This is a genomic window from Paraburkholderia fungorum, from assembly GCF_902833645.1.
Classification (GTDB): domain Bacteria; phylum Pseudomonadota; class Gammaproteobacteria; order Burkholderiales; family Burkholderiaceae; genus Paraburkholderia; species Paraburkholderia fungorum.
This window is the reverse complement of record NZ_CADFGE010000001.1, coordinates 1,113,327-1,133,617: the sequence shown is the minus strand read 5'-3', so window position 1 is coordinate 1,133,617 and position 20,291 is coordinate 1,113,327. Positions and strand designations below refer to the sequence as shown.

Here is a 20,291-nt window from a genome sequence, read left to right as displayed (position 1 = left end):
CACAGTGGCACAAATATCGACAATATTTCGCCTTTCACGGGCAACTTCTGCACGATTTCGCGAGTCGTAGGAGAATTCCAAGTTCGCTTCACTGGTTTTCACTAATTGTCAGGAAGCTGTAACACGGCAGGAGTTGTCCCATGGATCATTTGCAGTCGATGCGAGTTTTCGTCAAAGTGGCGGATCTCGGCAGTTTTGCCCGCGCTGCGAGCGCGATGGATATTTCCAATGCAGTTGCCACCCGTCACGTTGCCGATCTCGAAGGCCGTCTTGGTACACGGCTGCTTAATCGCACAACCCGCAGCTTGTCCCTGACCGAATCCGGCCAGGTTTATCTCGAGCGTGCCCGTCAGATTCTCGACGAACTGGAAGACGTCGAGCAGATGGTGGTCGCGCGCAATCACGAACCCGTCGGCACATTGCGAATCGTCGCGCCGGTGGTGTTCGGGTTACATAACCTTGCGCCCGTGTTGCAGACATACGCGGAGCGCTATCCGAAAGTCATCCCCGATGTCACGCTGGTCGACCGTCAGGTCGATCTGGTCGAAGAAGGTTTCGACGTGGGCGTGGTGGTCACCCGGCAGATGCGCAGCGCAAGCATTGTCACGCGGCGTTTGACCACGGGTTGCATGACGGTGTGTGCAACGCCCGCCTATCTGGAGAAGCACGGCACGCCGACGCGTCCTGAGCATCTGCTCGAGCATCCGTGTTTGAGCTTGCCCTCCGAGTATTGGGGCGACGAACGTGTGTTCACGGGTTCGGAAGGCGAAGTGCGTGTGCGTCCGTCTAACGTGATCGTGGCGAACAACACGGAAATGCTCCGGCAGTTTGCGTTGCTCGGTATGGGCATCGCGATTTTGCCGAGTTATCTGATTGGTCGCGACATGACGCGCGGCAGGCTCGTGCGCTTGCTCGGCGATTACCGTTTGCCGCAGGTCGAGATCAACATCGCGTATCCGAGCCGCCGTCACCTGCCGGCCAAGGTGCGTACGTTCATCGATCATCTGGTCGAGCATTTCAGCCAGACGCCGAACAGTCTGCTCGGCGAGCAGTGGATCAAGGACGGCCTTGAGAGGCCTGCCACGTCCACCGCGCCCGATGCCGCGGATCACATGCCACCGGAAGCGTTCGATGGCGCTGAGCCGCTGTCACGACTGCTGGACAGCGAACTGTCGCCGATGCCGAAGACGTTGGCAAAGACGACGAATCGACCGCGGCCTACCGCTATATCGCCGCTGTAACTTATTTGGCCGACAAATAAAAAGGCGCAGTCACGGAAGTGACTGCGCCTTTTTTACTGGCAATTTCGGGAGCTGACCGGAAGCTGAGCGTGTTTCCGGTCACGCACTCCTGAGAATTACGACCCGGTTTTGCGCGCTGCCGTTTTCTTCGCAGGTGCTTTTTTGGCCGCTGCGGTCTTCGTAGCAGCGGCCTTGGTGGCGGGCGCCTTCTTCGCCGCAACCTTCTTGGTGGCAGGCACAGCCTTCACTGCGACCGATGCATCTTCGTCGTCCGACTCGGGCGCCGCCTTCGCTGCTGCCTTGGCCGCTGCGGTCTTCGCAGCCGTTTTGGCCGAAGGTTCTTTCTTCTCGAACTCGAAGCCGATCTTGCCGTCGTTCTGCTTGACGAGAAACGCCTTGAAGTTACGGCCGGTACGCGACGACTTGAAGTTCGTCAGCAGATCAGTGCGTCCTTCTTCGAGCAATTTAGCCATCTGCTCGCGGGCGATTTCCTGCTGAAGAATGACCTTGCCCGAGCGGAAGTCACAAGTCTTCGGATTGGCGACCGAGTTCTCGCAGACATAGCTCATGCCGTGTTCGAACACGCGACCTTTGCACTTCGGACATGCGCCGACCGGCTGTTGATCGGAGAAGTCAGGCGGTTCACCGTCCTCACCACCCGAATCCTGACCGAAGTCGAATTCGAGCTTGTAGTTCTTGATCTCGTCGTCGAGCGAGAGCTTCAGGATCGCGGAGAACGGACGGCCCATCTTGCTGCGGAAGCCCGACAGCGGTCCGATTGTCTTGTTCTGCAAAAGCTCTTCAACTTCCGGAATTTCGAACTGACGTCCGCCCGGAATCTTCGAGATTGAGAACTCGCATTTCGAGCACGCGAAGCGCCGGTAGTTTTCCTTCACCTGGCCGCCGCAATTCGGACACGGCGTTTGCAACGTCGCATAATCGCCTGGGATCGTGTCCGAATCGTATTCCTTCGCGCGCTTGACGATGGTCTGCGTCATGCGGGCGATTTCCTGCATGAACGCGTCGCGCGGCAGGTTGCCCCGCTCCATTTGCGAGAGTTTGTATTCCCACTCGCCGGTCAATTCCGGCGCGGTCAGTTCTTTCACACCGAGACCGCGCAGCAGGGTCATTAGCTGGAAAGCCTTGGCGGTCGGGATCAGATCGCGGCCTTCGCGGACCAGATACTTTTCGCCGAGCAGCCCTTCGATAATGGCGGCGCGCGTGGCCGGCGTACCGAGCCCCTTGGCCGCCATGGCTTCACGCAATTCGTCGTCTTCAACGAGCTTGCCCGCGCCTTCCATGGCCGACAGCAGCGTTGCTTCGTTGTAGCGTGCGGGTGGTTTCGTCACCAGTTGCTGGGCGGCGATCTTGTCCGTCTTGACCTTTTCGTCTTTCTGCACCGGGACCAGGTTTGCGTCTTCACCGCCGATTTCGCGACCGTAGATCTGCAACCAGCCCGGCTCAACCAGCACCTTGCCTTCAGTCTTGAAGTGATGGCCGACCACTTCCGTGATCCGGGTCGTCACACGGAATTCGGCAGCCGGGAAGAATACCGACAGGAAGCGCTTCACGACCAGGTCGTAGAGCTTCTGTTCCGGTTCGGACAGATTCTTCGGCGCCTGCAGCGTGGGGATGATTGCGAAGTGGTCGCTGATCTTCGAGTTGTCGAAGATGCGCTTGTTCGGCTTCACCCAGCCCTTGTCCAGCACCTGCTTGGCAAACGGCAGATAGTTGTTGCTCTCCTTGAGCATGCCGAGCGTCTGCTTGACCGTATCCATATAGTCTTCCGGCAACGCGCGCGCGTCGGTCCGGGGATAGGTCAGCACCTTGTGCTTTTCGTACAGCGCCTGGGCAAGACCGAGCGTGTTCTTGGCAGAGAAGCCGAAGCGGCCGTTGGCCTCCCGCTGCAAGCTGGTCAGGTCGAAGAGCGCCGGCGACAGTTGCGTGGACGGCTTCGATTCTTCCGTCACCGTGCCGATCTGGCCGCGGCAGGCCGCGACGATCGTTTCGGCGGCGGGCAGCGCCCACAGGCGCGAATCGCGCTTTTCCGGGTCGAACTCGTCGCGCTTGAATTTCGGATCGAACCAGCGCCCCTCGTAGAAGCCGGCCGCGCAGACGAACTCCGCTTTCACTTCCCAATAATCGCGCGGCACGAAGCGGCGAATCTTTTCTTCGCGCTCGACCACGATCGACAGCGTCGGCGTTTGCACCCGCCCGACCGTGGTCAGGAAGAAGCCACCGCCCTTGCTGTTGAACGCGGTCATGGCCCGCGTGCCGTTGATCCCGACCAGCCAGTCCGCTTCGGAGCGGCAGCGCGCCGCATCGGCGAGCGGCTGCATTTCTTCGTCGCTGCGCAGACGGGCAAAGCCGTCGCGGATCGCGCCCGCCGTCATGGATTGCAGCCAGAGGCGCTGCACCGGCTGCTTGGCTTTTGCGTGCTGCGCGATCAGGCGGAAAATCAGCTCGCCCTCGCGCCCCGCGTCACATGCGTTGATCAGGCGATCGATATCTTTACGCTTGAGCAGCTTGGTCAGCACCTTCAGGCGCGACTCGCTCTTGGCGATCGGATTCAGATCGAAATGCGGCGGAATGACGGGCAGATTGGCGAAGCTCCACTTGCCGCGTTTGACTTCATAGTCTTCGGGCGCGGCGATTTCCAGCAAGTGGCCGACTGCCGAGGAAAGGACGTACTCGTCGCTTTCGTAGTATTCGTCATGCTTGGTAAAACCGCCCAAAGCGCGCGCGATGTCGTTCGCGACGGAAGGCTTTTCGGCGATGATCAGTGCTTTGGACATGACTCGATGTGAGGTTGGTAGATCCGGGTTGATGGCCTTGAGTGCGCTTTTGCCAGCGCGACCCTCGTTTGCGACCTTTGCGACCCAATAACGACCGCTTTATAGCACACGGCGCGAGAGCGGCGTGTCAAGTGCCATAAAAAGCGCGCCATGATAATTGCGCGCTCAGCAACCGTGCAAGCTGCGGAAAACGCGCCGTGTACCGCTCGCAACGCCCGTGCCGCAAGGTTCAGCGGGCGGTGGCCACATTCACGCGACGGTCAGCGCGGGCCGCAGTTTGGGCGCGCCGCTGATGCCCGGCACAGCCGTCAGGTCGGACAACATCCGCTCCACAATCGCCGCCTGCGGCAAAACCGTGCCAAAAAAACGTGTCGTTACTGAGTCTTCGATCAGGATGGTCGGGAAATTCTCGACGTCCAGATCGTCGAAGCGGTCCGCATGGGTTTCGATGTCGATCCATGCGAAACAGATATCCGGATGTTTATCCGCCAGGCGGTTGAAGGCTTCCCGATAGTCGCGGCAGGTTCCGCACCACTCCGCGCACAGGCAGGCGACGAACAGCGTGTCGGGTTCGTTGACGCGCTCGGCAATCCGGTCTTGGTCGGTGTCGAGATTCAGCGCGGGCATGGTGGTTCCTTGCGTACTTTTATCAGGTGCTTTGGCGCGAATGTAGCATGGCCGATTCCAAATCGCGGTCAACCCTGGTCAATGCGGGGTCAGCCGTGGGTCGCTCGTGCAAAGCGGCCGCCGGGCAGCGCGGTCACGTGGCCGGCGAGTTCGAGTTGCAGCAGCGTGTTTTGTAATGCTGCGTCTCCCATCTCGGTGCGGGTGGCAAGAATTTCAAGCGTGGCGGGGGCGTGACCGAGTGCGTCGAGGAGTTGCAGCGCTTCGGCGCTCATGATTGGCTGTGTTTCTACTGACGATGCGGGCGCCGTAGCTGACCCCTGCTGGATCGCCACCGAGTGCGCCGCTGGCAAATCTCGCTGAATACCTTCCGACGTAGGCGTTTTGCGCGATTCAGGTGCGCCCGTACCGTTCCAGAGAGCCACCTGCTGGCCGGCGCCCTTCGCTGCCACAGGCTTGCCGAAACCCAACTCCTCCAGCACCTCGTCCGGCGTCTCCACCAGCTTCGCGCCCTGCTTGATAATCCGATGACAACCGCGCGACAACGGTGCATGAATCGAGCCCGGCAACGCGAAGATATCGCGCCCCATTTCATTGGCGAGACGGGCTGTGATCAGCGAACCGGAGCGCATTGCGGCCTCGACGATTACAACCCCGCTGACGAGGCCCGCGATCAGGCGGTTGCGTTGCGGGAAATTGGCGGCGCGCGCGGGCGTGCCGAGCGGCCACTCCGAAAGGATCGCGCCTTGCGCCGCAATCTGCCGCGCCAGCGCATGATGCGCGGCCGGATATACGAGATCCGCGCCAGTGCCGATCACCGCCACCGTGCTGCCGACACCTTCGAGACCGCCCCGGTGCGCGGCGCCGTCGATACCCAGCGCCAGCCCCGACACGATAGTGACGCCCGCTTGCGAAAGCTCACGCGCGAAGCGTTCGGCGTCTTCGGCGCCCTGTGGGGTTGCGCTGCGGCTGCCCACCAGCGCGACCGCTCTGGTGTGCAGCAGATTCAACCGGCCCTTTATATATAGTAGCGGTGGCGGATCAGGCATGGTGAGTAACGCCGGCGGGTAGGCAGGATCATCGAGGGTCACCACATGGTTGCCGGACAGCTTGCGCCACGCGATTACCGCATCGAGTTGCGCGTCGAACTCCAGGCTGGGCGGTGTCAGTACAGCACGCGCCGCAGCTTCGCCTGCAACCCCGGCAAGGACCTCGAACGGTTGATTAAAAATCGCTTCCGGCAGTCCAAAAGCGCTCAGCAGTAGACGCAGCGCGGCGGGTTTCAGCCCTGGCGCAAGGGAAAGCCGCAGCCAGGCGGCGAGTTCAATATGGGTTGCGGGCAAGGTACGCATTGAGAGTCGATCCTCTTATAGCGCCAGCGGGCAGGCGGGCGCCATGCTAAAATTTTCATCATCCGAAATAACTGCAGCGCCGCGCCCACCCGCGCGGGCCCGTCGTTTAGCGCACGTGGCGCGTTGAATCGAACCGGTTCGACACCATCTATCGTCTGCGTAACGCGATGCGTCCACAACCTGGCCGAATGGCCAACGCTAGCCTTCCACCGGGCAGCGGCGCCTATAAAACACACTCAAGATCATGGCTTTACTCAACATCCTCAATTACCCGGACAAGCGGCTGCACAAGATTGCGAAGCCGGTCGAAGTGGTCAACGACCGCATCCGCCGGCTCGTCGCCGACATGGCCGAAACGATGTACGCCGCGCCGGGCGTCGGCCTCGCGGCGACCCAGGTGGACGTGCATGAACGCGTGGTCGTGATCGACGTGTCGGAAACGCACGACGAACTGCTCGCCTTCATCAACCCGGAAATCATCTGGTCGAGCAACGAAAAGAAGCTCTCGGAAGAGGGCTGTCTCTCGGTGCCGGGCATTTATGACAACGTCGAGCGCGCCGAGAAAGTGCGCGTGCGGGCGCTGAACGAGAAGGGCGAGACTTTCGAGATCGATTGCGAAGGCTTGCTGGCCGTGTGCATCCAGCACGAAATGGATCACCTGATGGGCCGTGTGTTCGTCGAGTACCTGTCGTCGCTGAAGCAGACGCGCATCAAGAGCAAGATGAAGAAGCTCGCCCACGCGATGTAATGCGCGTCCACCTCGCCTACCGCACCCGTTCATGAGTCATTCGTTGCGCGTCATCTTTGCCGGTACGCCGGAGTTCGCCGCGGCCGCGCTGGCCGCGATCCACGGCGCCGGTTTTCCGGTGCCGCTCGTGCTGACCCGGCAGGATCAGCCTGCAGGACGCGGGATGAAACTACAGGCGAGCCCGGTCAAACGCTATGCGCAGGAGCATGGCATTGCCGTCGCGCAGCCGCCTTCGCTGCGCCGCGCCGGCAAATATCCGGCTGAAGCCACCGCTGCGATCGATCAACTGCGCGCCACGCCTCACGACGTGATGGTAGTGGCCGCCTATGGTCTGATCCTGCCGCAAGAAGTGCTCGATATTCCGCCGCTAGGCTGCATCAACATTCACGCATCGTTGTTGCCGCGCTGGCGCGGCGCCGCGCCGATCCATCGCGCGATCGAAGCGGGCGACGCCGAAACCGGCATCACATTGATGCAGATGGACGCCGGCCTCGATACCGGGCCGATGATCTCCGAAGCGCGCACGCCGATTTTGGACAGCGACACCACGGCCCTCCTGCATGACCGTCTCGCGCAAGCGGGCGCCAGGCTGATCGTCGACGCGCTAACCGAACTGGAGCGCAGCGGCAAGCTGGCGGCAACGCCGCAACCGGCGGACGGCGTGACCTACGCGGAAAAGATCGGCAAGCACGAGGCTGCGCTCGACTGGCGCAAGCCGGCTGCGGTTCTCGCTCGCCAGGTGCGCGCGTTCGATCCGTTCCCCGGCGGCGTGGGCACGCTGGAAGACGGCACGTCGATCAAGATATGGGCGGCGGTTCCGGCCGAGGCGCAAGGCAGCAGCGCGCCCGGTGTGATCGTGGACGTCTCTCCAGAGGGCGTCGTGGTTGCTTGTGGCGAGGGCGCACTGCGTCTCACGCAACTGCAAAAACCCGGTGGCAAGCGCTTGCCGGTGCGCGAATTCCTGGCCGGTGCGGCATTGGCGGCCGGTCAGCGTTTCCAGCTTCCCGAAGCAAAATAACCGAGTTGAACCTACCTTGAACATCGTCCATTCGGCCGATGTTCAGGAGCCCCGCCGCGAGCCTGTGGCGCGTTAGAATCCTCTATGCAACGGGCCGTGGGCAGGCCGTGTTTAGAGGATCCCCATGTTTGGCATCACCCATTTCGAGTTTTTCGTCGTCGCGGTCTTTCTGCTGAACGTGACCCCCGGTCCCGATACGGCGTATATCGTCGGGCGCAGCGTCGCCCAAGGGCGTGGCGCAGGGCTGATGTCCGCGCTCGGCATCTCCGCCGGCTGCTGTGTTCATTCGCTGGCTTGCGCGTTTGGCTTGACGGCGCTGCTGGCCGCGTCGGCCACCGCGTTCACGGTTATCAAGTTCGTCGGCGCTATTTATCTGATCTACCTCGGCGTGCGGCTGGTTTTCGCCAGGCCGGCGGCCGACCAGGCCGCGGGCGAAGCGCGCGGTGCCGGCACGCCAAAATCGCTGCGTCAGCTATTCCTGCAAGGCTTCTGGACCAATGTGCTGAACCCCAAGGTGGTACTGTTCTTCGTGTCGTTTTTTCCGCAATTCGTCACAACCGGCAGCGACCATAAGGCGCTGGCGTTCCTCATGCTCGGCGTGGTCTTCGTCGTGATGAGCATGATCTGGAACAGTTTTGTCGCGTGGATCGCCGGCAGCGTGACCCGTCGTTTCTCCGGCAAGCCGTCGGTGAAGAAATGGCTGGACCGCGGCGTCGGCAGCGCATTCGTTGGCTTGGGCCTCAAGCTCGCCACTGCCTCAAGATGATTGAATTTTCCTCGCGCGCCCATATCTAACAATTCGCTTACAATCAGTCGCCGCGATCATGCGGTGCAGATATGAATCCGCGTTAGGGCAAGGAGTTGCAGACATGTTCAATTGGGTCAAAACCGCGATGTTGATGGCCGCGATCACGGCCCTTTTCATCGTGATCGGCGGGATGATCGGCGGGTCGCGCGGCATGACGATCGCGCTCGTGATCGCGCTTGGAATGAATTTCTTTTCGTACTGGTTCTCGGACAAGATGGTCCTGCGCATGTACAACGCGCAGGAAGTGGACGAAAACAGTGCGCCGCAGTTCTACCGCATGGTGCGCGAACTCGCCACCCGCGCGAACTTGCCGATGCCGCGCGTCTACCTGATCAACGAAGATGCGCCGAACGCGTTCGCCACCGGCCGCAATCCGGAACACGCGGCTGTGGCCGCCACCACCGGCATCTTGCGCGTGCTGTCCGAACGCGAAATGCGCGGCGTGATGGCGCACGAACTGGCGCACGTGAAGCACCGCGACATCCTGATCTCCACGGTGTCGGCAACCATGGCGGGCGCCATTTCCGCGCTGGCGAACTTCGCGATGTTCTTCGGCGGCCGCGACGAAAACGGTCGTCCGACCAACCCGATTGCGGGCATCGCTGTTGCGTTGCTCGCGCCGATCGCCGGCGCGCTGATTCAGATGGCCATTTCGCGTGCCCGCGAATTCGAGGCGGACCGTGGCGGCGCGCAGATTTCCGGCGATCCGCAGGCGCTCGCCTCGGCGCTCGACAAGATTCATCGCTACGCGAGCGGAATTCCGTTCCCCACGGCCGAGCAGCATCCGGCCACCGCGCAGATGATGATCATGAATCCGCTGACGGGCGGCGGCATTGCGAACCTGTTCTCCACGCACCCGGCTACCGAGGAACGTATCGCACGTTTGATGGAAATGGCGCGTACGGGGCGCTTCGAGTAACGGGCTCACAGGCCCGGCATCGCGAAAGGCGAGTCCGCGGACTCGCCTTTTTTGTTTGATCTCTCGCCCCGGTCCGGGCTCCGCGGCTCCCGTCCCGCACCACGCTACAATGTATGTTGTTTGCGTTGCGCGCACCGCGCGGCCTGCCTTCGCCTCTTTCATGACTCCAAAGCCTTCTTCGCGTTCTGCTACTCCTTTGGCGCGCCCGCGCGAATCCCGTCTGTCGATATTGCACCTCGCGCCCGAATCGCTCGGTTTTGCGCTCGACTGCGCGGGCCAGGCCATCGGCGCCGTACGCCTCGGCGCGGCGTTGCCCGCCGCGCTGCAATCGGTATTCGTGTCCGCGCCTGAAGGCAGCGTCGCGGCCGCGCGCGGAGCCGTGCAGGACATCGCGTACCGCGCCATGCGGCGTCTCGGGACCGCCGAGTGGCTGATCGCGAAGCTGGTGAAGAAGGCGCCGCCGCCGCACGTCGGCCATGTGCTTGCCTGTGCGCTCGCGTTGCTGATCGATGATGAAGCAAATGCCGCCTACACCCCGTTCACGGTCGTCGATCAGGCTGTGAGCGCCATCGCTGCACGCCGTGAGTTCTCGTTTGCGAAGGGTCTGGTGAACGCTGTGCTGCGCAGTTTCCTGCGCGAGCGCGAAACGCTGTTGAACGCAGCGCAAGCCGACGAAGTTGCGCGCTGGAACTACCCGGTATGGTGGATCGACGCGGTCAGAGCCGCGTGGCCCGACGCCTGGCAAGCCGTGCTCGGCGCCGGCGACACGCAAGGTCCGCTGACGTTGCGCGTCAACGCGCGCCGCTCGACAGTCGATGCCTATCTGCAAGTGCTGCACGACCAGCACATTCGCGCGAGCCGGGCCGGTGAGTACGCCGTCAAGCTCGCGACGCCGATGCCGGTCGACCGTATCCCTGGCTTTAACGATGGCGTGGTATCCGTGCAGGACGCCGGCGCGCAGCTCGCCGCGCAACTGCTCGGCGTGCGTGACGGCATGCGCGTGCTCGACGCGTGCGCGGCGCCCGGCGGCAAGACCGGCCATCTGCTCGAACTCGCCAACTTGCAACTCGTGGCGCTCGAAAGTGACGCATCGCGCGCGCGGCGGATCGGTGAAAACTTGCTGCGGCTCAAGCTCGAAGCGGAAGTGCGTATCGGCGACGCGGGCACACCGGCAAAATGGCACGACGACATCGACCAGCCGTTCGATCGCATCCTGGCGGACGTCCCGTGTTCGGCCTCGGGCATCGTGCGGCGTCATCCGGATATTCGCTGGCTGCGCCGCGCGTCGGATATTCCCGCGCTGGTCGCCGAGCAGCGCCGCATTCTCGACGCGCTGTGGCCGCTTGTGAAGCCAGGCGGCGAGTTGCTCTATGTTACGTGTTCGATCTTTCCTGAAGAAGGCGAGTTGCAGGCACAGTGGTTTGGAAACAAGTATCAGGATGCGGTACGATTGGACGCGCCGGTGCAACTTTTACCTTCAGTTGCCCGCGCGCCCGCCGACACATCGGCCGGGTCCCATGCCGGAGATGTCGCTGAAGATAGCGCCGGCTCGAACTCAGACCACGACGGATTTTTCTACGCGCGCTTTCAGAAACGGTGACCATCAAACGCTTCTTCCCGCTTCGGCTCGCTGCCGTGCTCTGGATCGCGCTGGCCGTGTGGCTTGCCGTGCCGGGCGCGGCGTATGCCGATTCGATTGCGGTCCAGCGCGCCTCGCTGCAATCGGACAATACTGGCTGGAACCTCGACGCGCGTTTCGACTTCGAGTTGAACAGCAATCTCGAAGACGCCGTCAACAAGGGGATCCCGCTCTATTTCACAACCGACTTCGAACTGAGCCGGCCACGCTGGTACTGGTTCGACGAGCAGCCAGTCAGCGTGTCGCAGAGCATTCGCCTGTCGTTCCAGCCGCTCACGCGTGAGTATCGTGTGTCGAGCGTGTCGTCGGGTGGGTTGCAACTCGGCTTCAGCACGCTCAACGACGCGCTCGCCGTGATCAAGCACGTCACGTCATGGCATGTGATCGACCGCAGCCAGGTGCGTGTCGGGGAAACCTACAACGCCTCGGTGCGCATGCAGCTCGACATCGCGCTGATGCCCAAGCCGTTCCAGATCGACGCGGTGAACAACCGCGACTGGAGCCTGTCGTCGGATTGGAAGCGCTTTACCTTCACGGTGACCGAACGTGCTAAATAGAGTGCGCCGCGCCACCAGTGTGAGCAGCATCGTCGTGCGCGTGCTGGTGTCCACGGTCGCCGTGACGGCCGTGCTGCTGCTCGTGCTGCTGGCAGCGGCGAGCGCGAATACCGAGTTTTTCGACCGCTATTACCAGTGGCTGTACGCGGCCAACCTCGTGGTCGCGATGATCTTTTTGCTGGTGGTGGCGACGCTCGTCATCATCATCATCGCGCGGCTCAGGAAAGGTAAGTTCGGCACGCGGCTTTTAGCAAAACTCGCGTTTTTCATGGCGCTGGTCGGCGTGGTGCCGGGCGGCATCATTTACGTCGTCTCGTACCAGTTCGTGTCGCGCAGTATCGAGTCGTGGTTCGACGTGAACGTCGAGACGGCGTTGACGTCGGGTCTGAATCTCGGCCGCGGCATGCTCGACGCGTCGCTGTCGGATCTGCAGACCAAGGGCCGCTTGATGTCCGAGCAGTTGGCGAGCGCGGACGCCGCCGGCACGACACTGACGCTGCTGCGCCTGCGCGATCAGTTCGGCGTGCAGGACGCGACGATCGTCGAACCTACGCGCAGCATGTCGGGCGCGACGCCGGACATGCACGTGGTCGCGCAGGCGTCCGGCAATTACGCGACGCTGGTGTCGAACGACTTGCCCACGCCGCTGATGATCGACCAGGCCCGTGGCCGCGGCTATGCGGCGATCGAGGGTGAAGTCGACGGCGATCCGAACGCGCATGGCGGCAAGGGTGCGCTGCGGCTACGCGTCGTGCAGCGCATTCCCGATTCGAACGCGTCGCTGCTGCAGCCTACCGAACGCTTCCTGCAACTCACGCAGCCGGTGTCGCCCACGCTCGCGCGCAATGCCGACGCGGTGCAGCGCGCCTATCGCGAGTATCAGGAGAAGGCGCTGGGCCGCACCGGCTTGCGCAAGATGTATATCGGCACGCTGACGCTCGCGCTGTTCCTCGCCACCTTCATCGCGATGATGCTGGCGCTCGCGCTCGGCAATCAGCTGGCCCGGCCGTTGTTTCTGCTCGCGCAGGGCACCAAGGAGGTGACCGAAGGCGACTACACGCCAAAGCGCGAAATCAAATCGCGCGACGAACTGGGCTTTCTCACGCAGTCGTTCAATGCGATGACGCGGCAGTTGTCCGAGGCGCGCGCGGCGGTCGAGAACAACCGCATCGCGCTCGAGCATTCGAAGGCCTATCTGGAAAGCATTCTCGCGAATCTGACCGCGGGCGTGTTCGTGTTCGACCGGCAGTTCCGCCTCACCACGGCAAACCGCGGCGCTGAGCGGATATTCCGCCAGCAGTTCCAGGAAGTGCTGGGCTCGGCGCTGGAAAAGATCGGCGTGTTGAGCGAATTTGGCGGCATGGTGCGCAAGGCGTTTGCCGATCGCGAGGCCGCAAGCGGTGACGGTCATGACGATCGCGGCCACTGGCAGCAGCAGTTTTCGGTACAGGTGCCGGGTGAAACGGAGCCGCTCACGCTGCTTGTGCGCGGCGCGCGCCTCGTGTCCGCCACGGATCGCGACGCGGAAGACATGCAGACCTCCGGCTACGTGGTCGTGTTCGACGATATTTCGGACGTGATCTCGGCGCAGCGTTCGATCGCCTGGGGCGAAGTGGCGCGGCGTCTCGCGCATGAGATCAAGAATCCGCTCACGCCGATTCAGCTTTCCGCCGAGCGTTTGCAGATGAAGCTGGCCGACAAGCTGTCGCCGTCGGATGCCGACGTGCTGAAGCGCGGCGCCACCACGATCGTCAACCAGGTCGCGGCGATGAAGCAGATGGTCGACAATTTCCGCGACTACGCGCGTACGCCGCCGGCGGTGCTCGCCCATCTGCAGTTGAACGAACTGGTCAGCGAAGTGTTGACGTTGTACGGTATCGAAGAAGGCAAGGGCGCGATTCAGGTGGAGCTCGCTGACTTGCCGGCGATTCGCGGCGACGCGACGCAATTGCGTCAGGTGATTCACAACCTGTTGCAGAATGCACAGGACGCCGTGGCCGACGTCGAACAACCGCATGTGTTGCTCGAGACGAGGACAGTAGAATACGGAGACCCCGACGCGGAAGGCAAGATACGCGTCGCGGTGCGTCTAACAGTGTCGGATAACGGACCGGGCTTCCCAGCGCGTATCCTCACACGTGCATTCGAACCTTACGTGACAACCAAGGCCAAAGGTACAGGCCTGGGTCTTGCGATGGTCAAGAAGATCGTCGACGAACACGGTGCGCGCATCGACATTCGCAATCGCATGAAAGCGGGCGATGTGATCGAAGGCGCGCAGATATCGATCCTCTTCCTTCAACTGGCAGACGATGCCGCGGCACCTGGAGCAGGGCTGCGGCCGGCGCATGGCAATGCGTCGCAGGGAACGACAAAAGCAACAGTGCAGACAAGGGCAGCGTAAATGGCAACCATCCTGGTGGTAGATGATGAAATGGGCATCCGGGAATTGCTCTCGGAGATCCTGAGCGACGAGGGGCATGTCGTGGAGGCGGCGGAAAACGCGCAGGAAGCGCGCGAGTTCCGCTTGCGTCAGGCGCCGGACCTGGTGCTGCTCGACATCTGGATGCCCGATACCGACGGCGTGACCTTGCTCAAAGAATGGGCCGCGCAAGGGCAACTGACCATGCCGGTGATCATGATGTCCGGCCATGCAACCATCGATACGGCAGTTGAAGCGACCAAGATCGGTGCGCTCAATTTCCTCGAGAAACCGATTGCGTTGCAGAAGCTGCTGAAGGCGGTCGAGCAGGGCCTCGCCCGGGGCAATGCCGCAGCCGCGCCGGGCGGCGCGATCGCCACCAAGCAGGCGCTGCCGGCCAGTGCTTCGACCGTGGCGTCGGCGGCTTCATTGCCGATGCTGTCGTCGGATGGTATGGGCAGCGGCGCATTGGCCGCGCAAACGGCGTCGATCTCGTTCGACATCCCGTTGCGCGACGCGCGCGATGCGTTCGAGCGCGCTTACTTCGAATATCACCTGGCGCGCGAGAACGGCAGCATGACGCGCGTCGCGGAGAAGACCGGTCTCGAGCGCACGCACCTGTATCGCAAGCTCAAGCAGCTCGGTGTCGATCTCGGCAAGAACAAAGGGGAGTAACGGCCGCGTAACGCGTGCCGGGTCGGGCAAGCCAGATTTTTTCGAGAGGGGGCTTGCCGTGCTGCTGACCCTTTGATATCATTTCGTTCTTCGTTGGCCCGGTAGCTCAGTTGGTAGAGCAGCGGATTGAAAATCCGCGTGTCGATGGTTCGATTCCGTCCCAGGCCACCAGGATTCAGCCCCAGGAAATCGCAAGATTCCTGGGGCTTTTCCTTTTGTGGGCGTTCTCGTGGCGGCGTCGCCTGTGTGGTGCTGCGATGGGGCGTGCTCGGCGGCATTGTGCGTCGCGTGATAAAATCGCGCCAGTTCAAGGACTTGCGTGCGGCCGCGCGATTGGCGCGGCACTGCACCAGACATGTCTTTTCGTATCCCGAAGCTGGGCTTTTTTGCGCACGCTGCTGCGACACGGCAGCGCCGCAACAGGTGCCGAATCCTTCGCCCGACGATTAACGGTATAAGCGCCCAGCGACTCTGCATGCGGAAGGCGCGGCCTATACTGCTTTGGGCCGGCAACAGTGCCGGCACGCGTCGCGCCGCGTTGCTTGCATGGCGCACCTCGCGCAGCGCGACGTGGCACTCATCATTCACGGAGTTTCACGGTGATCCGCAAAGACGCTAAACGTAGCGCTCTGGTGCTGTTTTCCGGCGGCCAGGATTCCGCCACGTGCCTCGCCTGGGCGCTCGAACGTTATGAAACTGTCGAGACGCTGGGCTTCGATTATGGCCAGCGGCACCGAGTCGAACTCGAATGCCGCGAAGGGTTTCGCAACGCTGTGGCACGAGCCTTTCCGGCGTGGGCCGAACGCCTCGGCGAAGATCACATGATCGACCTGTCGGTGCTCGGTTCGATCAGCGATACCGCGATGACGCGCGAGATCGAGATCCACGCCACCGCCAACGGTTTGCCGAATACGTTCGTGCCGGGCCGCAATCTGATGTTCATGACGATCGCAGGCGCCATCGCGTATCGGCGTGGTTTGCAGGTGCTGGTGGGCGGGATGTGCGAGACGGACTTCTCGGGCTACCCCGATTGCCGCGACGACACGATGAAGGCCTTGCAGGTCGCGCTGAACCTCGGCATGGACACGCGCTTCCTGCTCGAAACGCCGCTAATGTGGCTCGATAAGGCCGACACGTGGCGTCTCGCGCACGAGTTGGGCGGCGAAGAACTGGTCGAGCTGGTACGCGTCGAGACGCACACCTGTTATGTCGGCGAGCGCGCCGAACTGCATGCATGGGGCTTCGGCTGCGGCGAATGCCCGGCGTGCCGCTTGCGCAAGCGCGGTTATGAAGCGTACCTGGCCGGCGAGAAGGTGACCGAGCCGGTCTGACGGCCTCACGGCAATTCTGCTCGCGCGTTGTTCAGGCATGCGCAGCACAACAGGCAATTATTTTCAGGAACACAAGGCAGACAGCAGCATGACTTACGCGGTCAAGGAAATCTTCTACACATTGCAGGGCGAGGGCGCGAATGCCGGGCGTCCGGCCGTGTTCTGCCGGTTCGCCGGCTGCAATCTGTGGTCGGGCCGCGAAGAAGATCGTGCGGAAGCTGTGTGCCGCTTCTGCGATACGGACTTTGTCGGCACTGACGGCGAGAACGGTGGCAAGTACCGTACGCCCGAAGAACTGGTGCAGATGATTGCGTCGCAATGGCCGGAAGGCGAAGGCGAGCGCTTCGTAGTCTGCACGGGCGGCGAACCGATGCTGCAGATCGATCAGCCGTTTGTCGATGCACTGCATGCCGCCGGCTTCGAAATCGCCATCGAAACCAACGGCTCGCTGCCGGTGCTCGAGACGATCGACTGGATCTGCGTGAGCCCGAAGGCCGACGCGCCGCTCGTCGTCACCAAGGGCAACGAGCTGAAGGTCGTGATTCCGCAGGACAACCAGCGTTTGTCCGAGTATGCGAAGCTCGACTTCGAGTATTTCCTCGTCCAGCCGATGGACGGCCCGTCGCGCGAGCTCAATACGAAGCTCGCGATTGACTGGTGCAAACGCCATCCGCAATGGCGCCTGTCGATGCAGACCCACAAGTATCTGAACATTCCCTGATTTGCCGTGCTGACGATTACACGAAAACTCGAATTCGACGCGGGCCACCGCATCCCCGATCACCGCAGCCAGTGCCGTAATCTGCACGGCCATCGCTACGTGCTCGAAATTACGCTGCAAGGCGACCTGGTCGACACCGAAGGTGCGCCGGATCGCGGCATGGTGATGGACTTCGCCGACGTGAAGTCGCTCGCGGTCGAGCATCTGGTTGACAAATGGGACCATGCGTTTCTCGTCTACGAAGGCGATACGCAGGTGCGCGGCTTTCTGGAAACCATGGCGGGGCACAAGACCGTCGTGCTCGATCGCATCCCCACCGTTGAAAATCTTGCCGCTGCTGCGTTCGATATTCTCGCGAACGTGTACGACGCGCATTACGGCGTGAATCTGCGTCTGCACAAGGTGCGTCTGTTCGAGACGCCGAATTGCTGGGCCGACGTCGTCCGGGATTAAATCCGGGGCCGCGCGATTCAGCTTCGCGGCCCAACCCCCGCGTTATTGTCACGGTATGATCGCTCCGATAACCACACGGAGCGAGACATGCTGGTCACCGCATTGCGTCGCAGCAAGCAGTCAGGCCGTCAGGGCCCGGGCGTCGGCCGATACTGGCGCGCCGGCATTGCCAACCGCGTTTCAGGCGATGCGTCGCATCGCCATGGGGCGCGGCAATGAGCACCTTCACGAATCCTCTCAAACAACGTCTGAAAGAAGCGGACCCGCTGTTCGGCCTGTGGCTGTCGCTCGGTAGCGATTCCGCCGCCGAGGCGCTCGCGCACGCCGGTTTCGACTGGCTGCTGATCGACATGGAGCACGCGCCAAACGATAGCGGCGACGTCACCTCGCAATTGCGCGCGATCGCCGCCGCACATCTGCCCAGCGAGCCGGTCGTGCGTGTGCCCGCCAGCGAGGCATGGCTCGTCAAGCGCGTACTGGACGCGGGCGCGCGCACGCTGATGTTCCCGAATATCGAAACCGCTGAAGAGGCGGCACAGGCTGTGCGTCTGACGCAGTATCCGACGGCCGATGCGCTCGACGGTCAGCGTGGCGTCGCCGGCGTGGTGCGGGCGGCGTCGTACGGCATGCGGCGCGACTACGTGCAGACCGCCAATGCGCAGATTGCGACCATCGTGCAGATCGAGTCGGCGCGAGGTGTGCAGGAAGTCGAAAAGATCGCGGCGACGCCGGGCGTCGACTGCCTGTTCGTGGGACCAGCCGATCTGGCCGCGAGCCTCGGCCACCTTGGCGATTCGAAGCATGCCGACGTGCAGGCGGCGATGGCGCGCGTCGTGAGTGCCGCCGACAAGGCCGGCATCGCCAGTGGAATTTTTGCCATGGACGCCGCGGGCGCAAAGCAGCATCGCGATGCCGGTTTTCGTTTTATCGCTCTGGCCGCCGACGTCATGTGGATGTTGCGCGCGACCCGCCAGGCGCTGCAGGAGGTGAGGACATGAAGGGGATGGTGCAGTGCGTCGCGGTAAGGCTGGCGGTCGCGGTGGCGTTGACGGTGAGCGCGACGGCGTATGCGCAGGACAATCGCGTCGCGAAGTCGAACGATCCGGAGACGCAAACCGCGGTCGCCGATTACAACGCCGGCAATCTGGCCGCGGCGCTGACCGAGTTCCGTAAAGCGGCGGAGCACGGCAGCCGGCTTGCCGAGTTCAACTACGCAATGATGCTGCTCAACGGTGAAGGCGCGCCGGCCAACGTCGACGAAGGCAAGAAGTGGCTGCGCAAAGCCGCCGACGCCAACATGTCGCACGCGCAGTACGTGTACGGCAAGATGTACGACGACGGCGAGTTCGTCGGGCGCGATCCGGTCGAGGCGCACCGGTGGTTCCTGAAGGCTGCGCAGCAGGGACATGTGCAGGCACAACTCGCGCTGGCCAATCAGTTCCTCGATGGCCGCGGTACGACGCGCGATAACCGGCAGGCGTTCCTCTGGTACAAGAAGGCTGCGCAAGGCGGCGACATGACCGCGCAGTATGTGACCGGTTCGTTCTACGAGCGTGGTGGCGACGGCGTGGACAAGAATCTGAACGTAGCGCGTGCGTACTACGCGGCAGCGGCGGTACAGGGCGATCCGGCGGCGAAACTCAAGTATCAGGAACTGAGCGCGCAATTGCGGGATCAGAAGGAAGTGAAGCCGCAGTAAATGAAAAAAGGGGCGCTCCTGAGTGGAGCGCCCCTTTTGTTTATCCAGGCTTTATTGCGAGGTCCGCGGTGTTTTTTCGCCCGGTGTCTTGTCTGTCAGCGTTCAGCGCGGCAGCCGAAGCGCCACGCCACGCTAGCTCTGCATCAAGCGTTTCTGCCGCGCGATGCTCATGATGAGCCCAATCGCGACCCCCAGCGTGGTCAGCGCGGTACCGCCGTAGCTCATGAATGGCAACGGCACGCCCACCACCGGCAAGATCCCGCTCACCATGCCGATGTTGACGAACGCATAGGTGAAGAACGCCATGGTCAGCGATCCGGCCAGCAGCCGCCCGAATAGCGTCGCACCATTGGCCGCGATGTACAGCCCGCGCGCGATCAGCAGCATATAAAGCGTGAGCAACACGATGCCGCCCGCGAGACCAAACTCCTCGGAAAACACAGCGAAGATGAAGTCGGTGTGCTTCTCGGGAATGAACTCCAGATGCGCCTGGGTACCCTTGAGCCAACCCTTGCCGAGTGGGCCGCCCGAGCCGATTGCAATCACCGCCTGAATGGTGTGGAAGCCCTTGCCGAGCGGATCGGAGGTTGGATCGAGCAGCGTACAGATACGGTGCTTCTGATAATCGTGCATCAGCGGCCATTGCACTTCCGGCTGACAGATCTTGTCCTGGAACACCGCGATCGAGCCCACCGCGATCACGCCCGCAATCAGCACCGGCACGATCAGCTTGAAACTGAGCCCCGCGAAATAAATGACGAAGAAGCCGGCCGCGAACACCAGCACGGCGGTGCCAAGGTCCGGTTGTTTGGCGATCAGACCGACCGGCACGATCAGGATCACGAAGCCGACCAGAAAGTCGTACCAACGCATCACGCCTTCGCGGCGCTGATAGTACCAGGCAAGCATCAGCGGTGTAGCGATCTTCAGAATCTCCGACGGCTGGATCACCACGCCGACGTTGATCCAGCGCTTGGCGCCCTTGCGCGTGAGGCCGAACAGCGCCACCGCCACCAGTAACGCGATCCCGAACGTATAGAGCGGGACCGCGAAGCGCATCAGCGTGGTGGGTGGGACGTTGGCCAGCGCCCACATCAGCACGAACGTCAGCAGGATGTTGCGCAACTGGTCTTCCACTCGCCCGGGCATGTCCAGCGTCGCGCTGTACAGCGTGACGATGCCCACGCACAGCAGCAGAAACACGATCAGGGCGAGCGGCCGGTCAAAGCCCACGAACATCCGCTTGATGCGGTCGAGCCAGGCGCGCTTGTCGAATTGCATGCCTTTCT

At 62.4% G+C, this 20,291-nt stretch carries 19 protein-coding genes and 1 tRNA gene; 16 read left to right on the top strand and 4 right to left on the bottom strand.

What is annotated here, in order from left to right:
* The first annotated feature begins 140 nt into the window (after positions 1-140).
* On the top strand, positions 141-1,241 hold the full coding sequence (locus tag HWX91_RS05120) for a LysR family transcriptional regulator (protein WP_028197701.1): 1,101 nt from the start codon (positions 141-143) through the stop codon (positions 1,239-1,241).
* 116 nt (positions 1,242-1,357) lie between these two features.
* Here the strand turns inward: HWX91_RS05120 and HWX91_RS05115 are convergent, their stop codons facing one another.
* The 3 genes from HWX91_RS05115 to dprA form a co-directional block, all read right to left on the bottom strand.
* Positions 1,358-4,036, bottom strand: coding sequence for a DNA topoisomerase III (locus tag HWX91_RS05115; protein ID WP_028197702.1), 2,679 nt, complete (start codon positions 4,034-4,036; stop codon positions 1,358-1,360).
* A 249-nt stretch (positions 4,037-4,285) separates the two neighbouring features.
* On the bottom strand, positions 4,286-4,663 hold the full coding sequence (locus HWX91_RS05110; protein WP_028197703.1) for a thioredoxin family protein: 378 nt from the start codon (positions 4,661-4,663) through the stop codon (positions 4,286-4,288).
* 89 nt (positions 4,664-4,752) lie between these two features.
* Positions 4,753-6,012, bottom strand: a complete 1,260-nt coding sequence (gene dprA / locus HWX91_RS05105; RefSeq protein ID WP_028197704.1) for a DNA-processing protein DprA — start codon at positions 6,010-6,012, stop codon at positions 4,753-4,755.
* Positions 6,013-6,256: 244 nt separating this feature from the next.
* On the opposite strand from dprA, the gene def reads away from it, so the two are divergent.
* The 15 genes from def (at position 6,257) to HWX91_RS05035 (ending at position 19,002) form a co-directional block, all read left to right on the top strand.
* Positions 6,257-6,760, top strand: a complete 504-nt coding sequence (def, locus tag HWX91_RS05100) for a peptide deformylase (protein WP_028197705.1) — start codon at positions 6,257-6,259, stop codon at positions 6,758-6,760.
* Positions 6,761-6,791: 31 nt separating this feature from the next.
* Positions 6,792-7,778 carry a methionyl-tRNA formyltransferase gene (gene fmt, locus HWX91_RS05095; protein ID WP_028197706.1) on the top strand — a complete coding sequence of 329 codons (987 nt, stop codon included), beginning with the start codon at positions 6,792-6,794 and terminating at the stop codon, positions 7,776-7,778.
* A 124-nt stretch (positions 7,779-7,902) separates the two neighbouring features.
* Positions 7,903-8,544, top strand: a complete 642-nt coding sequence (locus HWX91_RS05090) for a LysE family translocator (protein ID WP_028197707.1) — start codon at positions 7,903-7,905, stop codon at positions 8,542-8,544.
* A 103-nt stretch (positions 8,545-8,647) separates the two neighbouring features.
* Positions 8,648-9,505 (top strand): zinc metalloprotease HtpX, encoded by an 858-nt coding sequence (gene htpX / locus HWX91_RS05085; RefSeq protein ID WP_028197708.1) that lies wholly within the window; start codon positions 8,648-8,650, stop codon positions 9,503-9,505.
* Positions 9,506-9,665: 160 nt separating this feature from the next.
* Entirely contained in the window at positions 9,666-11,105 is a 1,440-nt protein-coding gene (rsmB, locus tag HWX91_RS05080) for a 16S rRNA (cytosine(967)-C(5))-methyltransferase RsmB (protein ID WP_028197709.1), read from the top strand.
* Positions 11,102-11,701: a DUF4390 domain-containing protein gene (locus tag HWX91_RS05075; RefSeq protein WP_028197755.1), complete on the top strand. Its 600-nt coding sequence runs from the start codon at positions 11,102-11,104 to the stop codon at positions 11,699-11,701. Before rsmB ends, HWX91_RS05075 begins: the two co-directional genes overlap by 4 nt.
* Positions 11,691-14,105 carry a sensor histidine kinase gene (locus HWX91_RS05070; RefSeq protein ID WP_028197710.1) on the top strand — a complete coding sequence of 805 codons (2,415 nt, stop codon included), beginning with the start codon at positions 11,691-11,693 and terminating at the stop codon, positions 14,103-14,105. Before HWX91_RS05075 ends, HWX91_RS05070 begins: the two co-directional genes overlap by 11 nt.
* Positions 14,106-14,798, top strand: a complete 693-nt coding sequence (gene esaR / locus HWX91_RS05065; RefSeq protein ID WP_028197711.1) for a response regulator transcription factor EsaR — start codon at positions 14,106-14,108, stop codon at positions 14,796-14,798.
* A 95-nt stretch (positions 14,799-14,893) separates the two neighbouring features.
* Positions 14,894-14,969: transfer RNA gene (locus tag HWX91_RS05060), tRNA-Phe, on the top strand.
* 428 nt (positions 14,970-15,397) lie between these two features.
* Positions 15,398-16,129, top strand: coding sequence for a 7-cyano-7-deazaguanine synthase QueC (gene queC / locus HWX91_RS05055; protein ID WP_028197713.1), 732 nt, complete (start codon positions 15,398-15,400; stop codon positions 16,127-16,129).
* Positions 16,130-16,217: 88 nt separating this feature from the next.
* Positions 16,218-16,850 carry a 7-carboxy-7-deazaguanine synthase gene (gene queE / locus HWX91_RS05050; RefSeq protein WP_028197714.1) on the top strand — a complete coding sequence of 211 codons (633 nt, stop codon included), beginning with the start codon at positions 16,218-16,220 and terminating at the stop codon, positions 16,848-16,850.
* Between the two features lie 9 nt (positions 16,851-16,859).
* Positions 16,860-17,303: a 6-carboxytetrahydropterin synthase QueD gene (gene queD / locus HWX91_RS05045; RefSeq protein WP_096335795.1), complete on the top strand. Its 444-nt coding sequence runs from the start codon at positions 16,860-16,862 to the stop codon at positions 17,301-17,303.
* Positions 17,304-17,390: 87 nt separating this feature from the next.
* Entirely contained in the window at positions 17,391-17,522 is a 132-nt protein-coding gene (locus HWX91_RS41040) for a hypothetical protein (protein ID WP_255246801.1), read from the top strand.
* Complete coding sequence (locus HWX91_RS05040; RefSeq protein ID WP_028197716.1) at positions 17,519-18,301, top strand: HpcH/HpaI aldolase family protein; 783 nt, start codon at positions 17,519-17,521, stop codon at positions 18,299-18,301. Before HWX91_RS41040 ends, HWX91_RS05040 begins: the two co-directional genes overlap by 4 nt.
* A complete protein-coding gene (locus HWX91_RS05035) occupies positions 18,298-19,002 on the top strand; it encodes a tetratricopeptide repeat protein (protein WP_028197717.1) in 705 nt (234 codons plus the stop codon). The genes HWX91_RS05040 and HWX91_RS05035 overlap by 4 nt, the downstream gene beginning before the upstream one ends.
* 132 nt (positions 19,003-19,134) lie before the next feature.
* Here HWX91_RS05035 and rodA read toward each other — a convergent pair whose 3' ends face one another.
* A complete protein-coding gene (gene rodA / locus HWX91_RS05030; protein WP_028197718.1) occupies positions 19,135-20,283 on the bottom strand; it encodes a rod shape-determining protein RodA in 1,149 nt (382 codons plus the stop codon).
* Positions 20,284-20,291: the final 8 nt, after the last annotated feature.